Origin of the sequence: Corallococcus praedator, from assembly GCF_003612125.1 — a bacterium.
In the GTDB taxonomy this organism is placed as follows: domain Bacteria; phylum Myxococcota; class Myxococcia; order Myxococcales; family Myxococcaceae; genus Corallococcus; species Corallococcus praedator.
The window spans coordinates 1-9,988 of record NZ_RAWI01000344.1 but is presented as its reverse complement, the minus strand read 5'-3'; the positions used below and the strand labels follow the sequence as shown (position 1 = coordinate 9,988).

The 9,988-nt window shown below is 67.9% G+C and carries 8 protein-coding genes and 1 pseudogene; 7 read left to right on the top strand and 2 right to left on the bottom strand.

Annotated features, from left to right (window positions below):
* Window positions 1-648 (bottom strand): annotated as a pseudogene (locus D7Y13_RS31765) (serine/threonine-protein kinase); the annotation flags it as partial.
* A gap of 81 nt (window positions 649-729) precedes the next feature.
* A complete protein-coding gene (locus D7Y13_RS31760; protein WP_120535506.1) occupies window positions 730-1,482 on the bottom strand; it encodes a TIGR02266 family protein in 753 nt (250 codons plus the stop codon).
* Window positions 1,483-1,586: 104 nt separating this feature from the next.
* Here D7Y13_RS31760 and D7Y13_RS31755 point away from each other — a divergent pair, with 104 nt between their 5' ends.
* The 7 genes from D7Y13_RS31755 to D7Y13_RS31725 all read left to right on the top strand — a co-directional run bounded on the left by D7Y13_RS31755 (window position 1,587) and on the right by D7Y13_RS31725 (window position 9,854).
* Window positions 1,587-2,075: an NADH-quinone oxidoreductase subunit NuoE family protein gene (locus tag D7Y13_RS31755; RefSeq protein ID WP_120535507.1), complete on the top strand. Its 489-nt coding sequence runs from the start codon at window positions 1,587-1,589 to the stop codon at window positions 2,073-2,075.
* 40 nt (window positions 2,076-2,115) lie between these two features.
* The gene (gene nuoF / locus D7Y13_RS31750; RefSeq protein WP_120535508.1) at window positions 2,116-3,456 is read left to right on the top strand and encodes an NADH-quinone oxidoreductase subunit NuoF; all 1,341 of its coding nucleotides are present in this window, start codon (window positions 2,116-2,118) and stop codon (window positions 3,454-3,456) included.
* Entirely contained in the window at window positions 3,453-3,959 is a 507-nt protein-coding gene (locus tag D7Y13_RS31745; protein WP_120584866.1) for an NADH-quinone oxidoreductase subunit J family protein, read from the top strand. Before nuoF ends, D7Y13_RS31745 begins: the two co-directional genes overlap by 4 nt.
* 81 nt (window positions 3,960-4,040) lie before the next feature.
* A complete protein-coding gene (gene nuoK / locus D7Y13_RS31740; RefSeq protein ID WP_120535510.1) occupies window positions 4,041-4,343 on the top strand; it encodes an NADH-quinone oxidoreductase subunit NuoK in 303 nt (100 codons plus the stop codon).
* A gap of 25 nt (window positions 4,344-4,368) precedes the next feature.
* Window positions 4,369-6,591 carry an NADH-quinone oxidoreductase subunit L gene (gene nuoL / locus D7Y13_RS31735; protein ID WP_120535511.1) on the top strand — a complete coding sequence of 741 codons (2,223 nt, stop codon included), beginning with the start codon at window positions 4,369-4,371 and terminating at the stop codon, window positions 6,589-6,591.
* Window positions 6,588-8,279 carry a complex I subunit 4 family protein gene (locus tag D7Y13_RS31730; protein ID WP_120535512.1) on the top strand — a complete coding sequence of 564 codons (1,692 nt, stop codon included), beginning with the start codon at window positions 6,588-6,590 and terminating at the stop codon, window positions 8,277-8,279. Before nuoL ends, D7Y13_RS31730 begins: the two co-directional genes overlap by 4 nt.
* A 15-nt stretch (window positions 8,280-8,294) precedes the next feature.
* Window positions 8,295-9,854 (top strand): NADH-quinone oxidoreductase subunit N, encoded by a 1,560-nt coding sequence (locus D7Y13_RS31725; protein WP_120535513.1) that lies wholly within the window; start codon window positions 8,295-8,297, stop codon window positions 9,852-9,854.
* The last annotated feature ends 134 nt before the right edge of the window (window positions 9,855-9,988 follow it).

The window sequence follows — 9,988 nt, the reverse complement described above, 5'->3', positions numbered from 1 at the left end:
GACCAGGGGTTGGGGGGCGCTGGGAACCGGCGTGGGCGGCGAGGGCGGCAGCCCGATGAGGGTCTCCCGCCGGGGCTCCGGCACGTCCTGCCAGGCCGACGGCTGCGGCGTCTGGATGGGAGGAGACGCGACCTGCGGCGCGGCCGGGCCCAGCTCCAGCGCCGGCATCGCCACCCGGTGGGTGCGGTTCGTCGGCACGGGCGGCGGTCCCACATGCGAGGCATGGGAGGCCCCGGAGGAACCCCCGTCCACCTCCGCCTCGTCGAGCAGCAGCTCCGGCGGCGGAGGGGGGACGCTCATCGGCTCGTCCTCCTCCAGACGTCCGATGTGCGTCGGCTCCTCCGCCGTCAGTTGATCGGCGAAGAACTCGTCGACCTCCAATGCGAAGCGGTCCGCCAGGTCCCCGCCCACCACCTTCTCGCCCTGCTCGGTGAGCTTGAGCTGGGCCTCGCGGTCCATGGCGATGTAGTGGAACTTGCGCAGGAAGAAGAAGTAGTTGTCGAACTCCAGCGAGACGGACGGTTCGAGGGCGGCCTTCACGTCGGCCAGCTTGTTCGAGCGTCCCAGGCGGCCGTTCTCCCGCAGATTCTGCAGGATGAGCAGCGCCTCGCCACTGACGGTGTCACGATGGATTGCGGGCTTCGTCATGGGTGCGCGGACTCTACGCGGCCCCAGCCCGAAGCTTCAATCCTTGGCGCGAGGAACCCGCACGACGGGTTCCACCCGCGCCTACTGGATGCGAAGCAGCTGCTTCACCGTCTCCAGCACTTCCACGAACCGCACCGGCTTGCGCAGGTAGATGTCGACCCCCAGTTGCATCGCGCGATCCTGGGCTTCCTTGCCGCCCGCGGAGATGGCGATGACCGGAATCGACTTGAGCGCCTCTTCCTCCCGGATGCGCTCCACCAGCGCGAACCCGTCCATCACCGGCATGTACAGGTCCAGCATCACCAGGCTGAAGCGGTCCTCCCGCAGCCGAAGGAGGGCGTGGTGCCCGTCCGGCGCGAAGTGGACCTCCAGCGGGACCTTGCCGTGCAGATCGTTGCTCGCGAGCTTCTTCAGCACGTAGCTGTACATCTCGATGATGTGGGGGTTGTCCTCGACGATGAGCACGCGGTACCCGTCCTGTTCGGAAGGGTTCGTCGCGCTGTCGTCAGGTCCCGCCGCACTCAAGATGTCACCCAGTCGCCGCCGATCCTGCTCGCTCTCCACACGGATGCCGACACCCCCGGGCTGATCCGGAGCCGCCAGCCGCACCCAGGCCACGGTGCCGCCGACTTCTACCGGATCCAGCAGTCCCGGGAAAGAAAGTGCAAGCCGAAGCTCGTCGCCCACGACGAAGAGCTGCTCCGTCTGGACGAAGAAACCCCCGGCGGACAGGTTCTCCGTCACGTCCCGGAGCGGACGCCCATGCGGGTAGTCCACCCGGAGGACGGTGGGGATACGGGGGTGCTGCCGCTGGTCCGCAGGGTCCGGGCTCATAACAAGGGGTTGAAATCGCTCGGAAATTTGCTGATGGCGGTCCAGTCTACCGCCGAGGGTTTATGTTGACAACGAAGCCATTGCGGCAATACGTACGGCCCGCCATGGCGGAGCCCCTGTTCACTCCTGAAGAGCAGAAGAAGTTCGACGCGGGGATCGCGGAAATCCTCTCGCACTACCCCTCTGATCGCAAAAGCGCCGGGATGTTGCCCGCGCTTCGCCTGCTTCAGGACCTCAAGGGCTGGTTGCCGCCCGAAGGCCTGCGGTTGGTCGCGAAGAATCTGGAAGTCACGCCGGAGCGCGCCTACGAGGTCGCCAGCTTCTACGTGATGTACCACCTGAAGAAACCGGGCAAGTACGTCATCGACGTCTGCACGAACCTGTCCTGTTCGCTGTGGGGGGCGGAGAAGATGCTCGCCTACCTGGAGCAGAAGCTGGGCATGACGGCGGGGGAGACGAACGACAAGTTCACCCTGCGCGAGACCGAGTGCCTGGCGTCCTGCGGCACGGCGCCCTGCCTGCAGATCAACGAGGACCACCACGAGAGCCTGACCCAGGCCAAGCTGGACGCCATCCTGGCCCGGCTGTCGTGAGTCACCCCTCCTCCCCCTCGCTTTCCTAGGACATCCATCCATGGCCTCTACGGCAAAGGCGGTTGAACCCGTCATCTCGGCGGCCTGGGGCAAGCCCCAGTCCTGGACCCTGGACAGCTACCGTTCGCGCGGTGGCTACGACGGGCTCAAGCGGGCGCTCACGATGGAGCCCCAGGCCATCATCGACGAGGTGAAGAAGTCCAACCTCCGCGGCCGCGGCGGCGCCGGCTTCCCCACGGGCATGAAGTGGAGCTTCGTCCCCAAGGACAGCCCCAAGCCCAAGTACCTGGCGGTCAACGGCGACGAGTCCGAGCCGGGCACCTTCAAGGACCGCTACATCCTGGAGAACGACCCGCACATGATGCTGGAGGGCATCGCCATCGCGTCGTACGCGCTGGGCGTGCACACCTGCTACGTGTACCTGCGCGGCGAGTTCAAGTTCCAGGCGGAGCGCACCCAGGCGGCCATCGACGAGGCCTACAAGGCCGGCATCTTCGGCAAGTCCATGCTGGGCAAGGACTTCGCGCTGGACTGCTACGTGGTCCGCGGCGCGGGCGCGTACATCTGCGGTGAAGAGACGGCCCTGCTGGAGAGCCTGGAGGGCAAGAAGGGCTGGCCGCGCCTGAAGCCGCCCTTCCCCGCCGTCGTGGGCCTGTTCGGCAGCCCCACCGTGGTGAACAACGTGGAGACGCTCGCCAGCGTGCCCCCCATCCTCGCCAAGGGCGCGGAGTGGTACGCCAAGCTGGGCACGGACAAGTCGGGCGGCACGCACCTGGTCTGCCTGTCGGGTTCGGTGAACCGCCCGGGCGTCTACGAGGTGGGGATGCACACCACCATCCTGGAGCTGATCCACGACGACCAGTACGGCCAGGGCATGCCCAAGGGCCGCAAGGTCAAGGCGGTCATCCCGGGCGGGTCCTCCGCGCCGGTGCTGGGCGCGGACGAGTTGGATGTGGCGCTGGAGTTCGAGGCGCTGAAGATGAAGCAGACGATGGCCGGCTCCGGCGGCGTCATCGTGATGGACGACGCCACCTGCATGGTGCGCAGCCTGTGGCGCGTGGCCCGCTTCTACGCGGAAGAGTCCTGCGGCCAGTGCACGCCGTGCCGCGAGGGCACGCCCTGGCAGACGCGCCTGTTGCGCAAGATTGAAGAAGGCCGGGGCGAGCCGGGCGACATCGACATGCTGTCGAACGTGGCGTCCTCCATCGCGCCCTATCCGCCCATCGGCCTGGGCAACACCATCTGCGCGCTGGGCGACGCGGCGGCACTGCCCACGCACTCCTTCCTCATGCGGTTCCGGGACGAGTTCGAGGCTCACCTGCGGGAGAAGCGCTGCCCGTTCGGTGACCACCCCTGGGGTTCCTACGGAGACTGGTCTTGAACACTGAGTTGGTTCTCTTCGGCGTTTTCGCCGTCATGACGCTGGTGTCGGCGGGGCTCGTCATCACCGCGCGGAGCCCCATCAACTCCGCCATGGCCCTGGTGTCGACGTTCTTCTTCCTGGCCGGCATCTACGTGCTCCTGTGGGCGCACACGGTGGCCGTCATGCAGGTGCTCGTCTATGCGGGCGCCATCATGGTGCTCTTCCTGTTCGTCATCATGCTGCTCAACCTGGGGGACGCACCCCACCGTGGCAAGTCGTCGGTGACGCGCCTGCTGGGCGGAGCCTCCGCGCTGGGCCTGCTCGCCGTGCTGAGCGTGACGCTCGGCCGCACGAACCCCATGCCGGCCAACCTGGGCCCCCAGGCGCAGGCGACGTTCGGCACCATGGCGGCCATCGGCCAGTCCATCTTCACCACCTGGCTGCTTCCCTTCGAAGCCGTCAGCCTGCTGCTCCTGGTGGCGATGGTGGGCGCGGTGGTGGTGGCCAAGTCCCGGATCTGATCCCCGCCTTCGGACAACTTCTGCTAGATGGCGCGGGCGGGCTCTTGTAGCCGTCCGCCTGAAAGCCAAGAGCTTCCGCACATGGTTCCCATCACCTACTACCTCCTGCTGGCCGCCGCGCTCTTCTGCATGGGCATGTTCGGCGTGCTGGTGCGCACCAACGCGCTGGTCGTCTTCATGTGCGTGGAGCTGATGCTCAACGCGGTCAACCTCACGTTCCTGGCCTTCGCCCGCATGCACGGCGACGGAATCGGGCACGTGTCCGCCTTCTTCGTCATCGCCGTGGCGGCCGCGGAAGCGGCCATCGGTCTGGCCATCGTCATCGCGGTCTTCCGCAGTCGCGGCTCCGTGAACGTGGACGACATCCGGACGATGAAGCACTGAATCCCGTCACTCCCTGAGCCCATCCATGGACGGAATCGTCGAATTCTTCAGAACGGCACCCATCCCCCCCGAGGTGTTCGCACCCTCGCTGGGATTGATCATCCTGCTGCCGCTCCTGGGCGCGTTCGTGTGCGGCGTGTTCGGCAAGTGGCTGGGCCGGGCCAACGTGCACCTGGTGGCGTGCTCCGCCATCGCCGGCGCCTTCGTGCTGAGCCTGATGGCCTTCTGGGCCACCAGCGACGCGGCGGGCGGGCGCGTGGTGAGCATGCCCAACGCGTTCGGCCTGGAGCGCGACGTGGTGCGCTACGCCATCTCGTATGACTACGGCACCTGGTTCGCCGCGGGCGACTTCCGCGTGAACTTCGGGCTGCTGGTGGACCACCTGTCGGGCATCCTGCTGCTGGTCATCACCGGCGTGGGCTTCCTCATCCACCTGTACTCCACCAGCTACATGGAGCACGACGACGGGTACTGGCGCTTCTTCGCGTACCTGAACCTCTTCGTCGCCGCGATGCTGACGCTGGTGATGGCCGACAACCTGGTCCTGCTCTTCGTGGGCTGGGAGGGCGTCGGCATGGCCAGCTACCTGCTCATCGGCTTCTGGTACACGGACAGCGCGAAGGCGTGGGCGGGCCGCAAGGCGTTCGTCACCAACCGCATCGGTGACTTCGCGTTCCTCATCGCCACGTTCCTGCTCATCCTGACGGTGAACGCCTTCAGCCAGCAGGCGGACCCGCGCGACTTCAACTCCGCGGGCAGCTCCCGGGCGCGCTACACGCAGGGCCTGCTGGAGAAGGGCCCCGTCACCTTCAAGGGCCTGGAGAAGATGGCCCTGGCCCTCCCGGAGGGCACGGGCGGCGCGGTGTCGCTCGCCACGCCCATCGAGGCGGGGCCCCTGGCCGGCTACACCTTCGGCGGCGTGATGACCGCCACCATGCTGCTGTTCCTCCTGGGCGCGGCGGGCAAGAGCGCGCAGCTGCCGCTGTACGTCTGGCTGCCGGACGCGATGGCCGGCCCGACGCCGGTGTCCGCCCTCATCCACGCCGCCACGATGGTCACGGCGGGCGTGTACCTGTTCTGCCGCATGAGTTCGCTGCTGGTGCTCAGCCCCACCGCCATGGCGACCATCGCCATCGTGGGCGCGCTGACGTCGCTGCTCGCGGCGCTGATCGCCTTCGCGCAGGACGACATCAAGAAGGTGCTCGCCTACTCCACGGTGTCGCAGCTGGGCATCATGTTCATGGGCGTGGGCATGGGCGTCTTCTGGGCGGCCGCGCTGCACCTGCTGACGCACGCCTGCTTCAAGGCCTGCCTGTTCCTGGGCGCCGGCAGCGTGATGCACGGCAACGGGGACGAGACGGACATCAAGAAGCTGGGCGGCCTGTACAAGGAGATGAAGTGGACGCACGCCACGTTCCTCGTCTCCACGCTGGCCATCACCGGCATCATCCCGCTGTCCGGCTTCTTCTCGAAGGACGCCGTCTTCCACGGCGTGCACCACAACCACCTGCATGACCTGCACTGGGTGTCCGGCTTCGTCTACGCGATGGGCCTGCTCATCACCGCGTGCACCGCGTTCTACATGTCGCGCGTGTACCTGCTGACCTTCACCGGCAAGCGCTCCCCGGAAGCCAAGGTGGCGCACGCGCACGAGAGCTCCTGGTTCATGACGCTGCCCCTGGTGGTGCTGGCGTTCCTGAGCATCGTGACGCTGGTGTACGCACTGCCGCTGATGCCCCGCACGGGTGGCGGCATGCAGCCGGTGTTCGAGAACTTCCTCTCCCCGGTGCTGCGTCCGGCCGAAGCGGTCGCCCGCGCGGCCCAGACGGTGGCCCTGGACAACAGCACGCCGGCCTTCCTGGACTACCTCACCGCGTGGCTGGTGGCCCTGTCCGGCGGCGCCGCGGCGGCGTTCCTCTACCTGAAGTACTTCCCCGCGCAGGTGGGCAAGCCCGTGCCGGCGTTCGCCCGCGCGGTGCGCCGCACGGCCCACAACAAGTTCTACGTGGATGAGCTGTACGAGTTCATCCTCATCCGTCCGGTGAAGTTCGTGGCCTTCATCCTCTTCCGCGTGGTGGACGCGCTCGTCATCGACACGGTGCTGGTGCGCGGCACCGCCTACGTGACGGAGAAGGTGGGCCTCGGGCTGCGCCGGCTCCAGACGGGTGACGCGCAGGCCTACGCCGCCATCATGGCGCTCGCCATCCTGGGCGGCGCGGTCTACGCCCTCCTGCAGGTGCTTTCATGAGCTTCTTCGACACCCACCTGTTGAACGTCGTCATCTACCTGCCGCTCGTGTTCGCGGCGCTGGTGCTGATGCTGCCCTCCACGGAGCACGGGCAGGTTCGCACCATCACGTTCGTGGGCATGCTGCTGGACCTGGCGTTCGGCGTCTGGGCCTACCTCCGCTTCGAGCCTTCCGGAGCGGAGTTCCAGATGGAGTACCGCGTCCCCTGGTTCCAGCAGTTCGGGATGAGCTACCACCTGGGCGTGGATGGCCTGGCGGTGAGCCTGCTGCTCCTGACGGTGTTCCTGGGCCCGCTGGTGGTGCTGGCCTCCACCACGTACATCAGCCACCGCATCAAGGAGTTCCATCTGGCGCTGCTGGTGCTCCAGACGACGATGCTGGGCGCGCTGGCGTCGATGGACGTCCTGCTCTTCTACATCTTCTTCGAGGCCATGCTCATCCCCATGTACCTGCTGGTGGGTGTGTGGGGCGCCGAGGACCGGCGCATGGCCGCGGTGAAGTTCTTCCTCTACACGCTGGTCGGCTCGCTCCTGATGCTGGTGGCCATCGTGGCGGTGTACTTCGTGAGCGGGGCTCCGGGCACGCGCTCGTTCGACTACGGCACGCTCTACAACAACCTGCTCGCCGCCAATCAGCAGCTCGCCGCGTGCACCAATGGTCCGGAGGGCGCGTGCGCGTCGCTCACGGGCCTGGCCGCCACGCTGCACACGTACGGGCCCTGGATGTTCGCCGCGTTCGCGCTGGCGTTCGCCATCAAGGTCCCGATGTGGCCGGTGCACACCTGGTTGCCGGACGCGCACGTGCAGGCGCCGGTGGCGGGTTCCATGATTCTTGCCGGCGTGATGCTGAAGATGGGCACCTACGGCTTCTGGCGCTTCGCGATTCCGCTGTTCCCGGTGGCGGCGCAGGCCGCGCGGCCGTTCCTGGCGGTGCTGGCCGTCATCGGCATCGTGTACGGGGCGCTGATGTGCCTGGCGCAGCGGGACATCAAGAAGCTCATCGCGTACTCGTCCGTCAGCCACCTGGGCTACTGCATGCTGGGCCTGCTGGCCGTCACGAGCGAGGGCGCCACGGGCAGCGCGTACCAGATGCTGAACCACGGCATCTCCACGGGCGCGCTGTTCCTCCTGTTCGGCTTCCTCTACGAGCGCCGCCACACCCGGCTCATGTCGGACTACGGCGGCATCGCGAAGGTGATGCCGGTGTTCACCGCGGCGTTCGTCATCATCACGTTCTCGTCGGTGGCGGTGCCGGGCACCAACGGCTTCATCGGTGAGTTCCTGGTGCTGATGGGCACCTTCAAGAGCACCCTGCCCCTGGGCTTTGGCGCGTTCGCCACCCTGGGCGTCATCCTGGGCGCCGCGTACATGCTGTGGATGGTGCAGAAGGTCTTCTTCGGCGGCATCACCCACCGGGAGAACCAGCACCTGCGCGACATGAACCTGCGCGAGATGCTCACCACGGCGCCCTTCATCGTGCTGGTCGCGGTGATGGGTCTGATGCCGCAGCCCTTCCTGGAGCGCATCGCCCCGTCCACCGACCGCTACGTGGCGCGCGCCAGCGTGGGCGCTCCGGGTGCCACCCAGGCGAAGGACGACCAGCTGCGCGTGGAGGTGATGTCGTTGCCCTCCACCGCCGCCGCGGCCCGCCCCTCCGTTCCCGCCGCGCCGCTCGCCGTGCGCGAGTAGGCCCCGAAAGACTCCATGAACCTGCCAAACCTCACCCTGGCGGATTTCCTCCCTCTGCTGCCCGCCATCATCATGGTGGTGGCGGCCTCCGTCCTGCTGCTGTCGGAGGTGTTCCTCTCCGCCACCGCGTCCCGCGGCTACCAGGCGGTGCTCACCGTCGTGGCGGCGGCGGCCAGCGGCGCCGTGGCCGTGGGCCTGATGTTCGAGCCGCCCCAGGAGGTGTTCCTGGGCTTCGGCGTGTTGGACCCCTTCTCCAGCTTCCTCACCCTGGTGGTGAGCGTGGGCCTGGGACTGGCGGCGCTGAGCGCGGTGGGCTTCCTGCGCAAGCGCGGGGCGGAGCGCGGTGAGTTCTACGCGCTGATGCTCTTCGCGTCCGCGGGCATGAGCCTGCTGGCCATGTCGACGGAGTTCATCACCATCTTCGTCAACATCGAGGTGCTCTCCATCGCGACGTACGCGCTGACGGCGTACCTGCGCCGGGGCACGCGTCCCAGCGAGGCGGGCTTCAAGTACTTCATCCTGGGCGCCTTCTCGTCCGCCATCCTGCTGTACGGCACGGCGCTGCTGTACGGGGCCACGGGCACGACGAAGCTCAACGACATGGTCGTTCCGCTGCAGCAGGCGCTCAACGGCAACCCGGCCCTGGTGTACGTGGGCGCGGTGCTCATCGCGGCGGGCTTCGCGTTCAAGGTGGCGGCGGTGCCGTTCCACATGTGGACGCCGGACGTGTACGAAGGGGCTCCCACGCCGGTGACGGCGCTGATGAGCGCGGGCGTGAAGGCGGCGGCGTTCGCCTCGCTGGTGCGCGTGTTCCTCACGGTGGGCAAGGGCATGGACCCCAAGCTGCCGCTGATGCTGTTCGCCACGCTGGCGCTGCTCACCATGGTGGCCGGCAACCTGATGGCCATTCCGCAGCGCAACGTGAAGCGCATGCTGGCGTACTCCTCCATCGCGCACGCGGGCTACTTGCTGCTGGGCGTGGCGGCGCTGTTCGTCGCGGCGCCGGGCGAGAGCTTCCGCGTGCTGTCCGCGTCGTCGCTGTCGGGTGGGACGCCGCTGGACGTGGCCCGCTCGGACGCGCTGCGCGGCATCCTGTACTACCTGCTGGCCTACACCTTCAGCGCGGCGGGCGCCTTCGCGATGGTGTCCGCGCTGGAGCGCCGCGAGGACGAGGAGAAGGGCACCGCGTGGGACCTGGAGCGCTTCGCGGGCCTGGCGCAGCGCCGGCCGGGTTACGCGTTCGCCATGGCGGCCTTCATGCTGTCGCTGGGCGGCATCCCCCCCACGGTGGGCTTCATGAGCAAGCTGCTCATCTTCCAGGCCGCCATCGACGTGGGCCTCGTGGGCCTCACCATCGTCGCGGTGCTCTCCAGTGCGGCGGGCGCGTATTACTACCTGCGCGTCGTCGTCTACATGTTCATGCACCCCGTCCCGGAGGGCGCGCAGCCGCTGGAGCGCAACTGGGGCACCGAGGCCGCGCTGGTCATCTCCACCGTCGCCGTCGTGCTCCTGGGCATCCTCCCCGGCCACGTCACGGACTGGCTCGCCCAGGCGGGCACGCTGTTCGGTCAGTAGCCCACGGACAGCGGCACGTCGCACCCGACGCCCGTCGCGGCCCCTGGCCCGGCGGGCGTTGTCGTTGCGGGGCGGCAAGGCAGGCAAACCCCTACGCGGAAGTCGCCGGTGGGTGGCGCCCCTCCCCTCCCCGC

What these genes read in the sequence shown, in the direction of transcription:
- D7Y13_RS31760 (WP_120535506.1), bottom strand. Translation starts at nt 1,482, where the DNA reads ATGAGCCCGGACCCTGCGGACCAGCGGCAGCACCCCCGTATCCCCACC.
- D7Y13_RS31755 (WP_120535507.1), top strand. Translation starts at nt 1,587, where the DNA reads ATGGCGGAGCCCCTGTTCACTCCTGAAGAGCAGAAGAAGTTCGACGCG.
- nuoF (WP_120535508.1), top strand. Translation starts at nt 2,116, where the DNA reads ATGGCCTCTACGGCAAAGGCGGTTGAACCCGTCATCTCGGCGGCCTGG.
- nuoK (WP_120535510.1), top strand. Translation starts at nt 4,041, where the DNA reads ATGGTTCCCATCACCTACTACCTCCTGCTGGCCGCCGCGCTCTTCTGC.
- nuoL (WP_120535511.1), top strand. Translation starts at nt 4,369, where the DNA reads ATGGACGGAATCGTCGAATTCTTCAGAACGGCACCCATCCCCCCCGAG.
- D7Y13_RS31730 (WP_120535512.1), top strand. Translation starts at nt 6,588, where the DNA reads ATGAGCTTCTTCGACACCCACCTGTTGAACGTCGTCATCTACCTGCCG.
- D7Y13_RS31725 (WP_120535513.1), top strand. Translation starts at nt 8,295, where the DNA reads ATGAACCTGCCAAACCTCACCCTGGCGGATTTCCTCCCTCTGCTGCCC.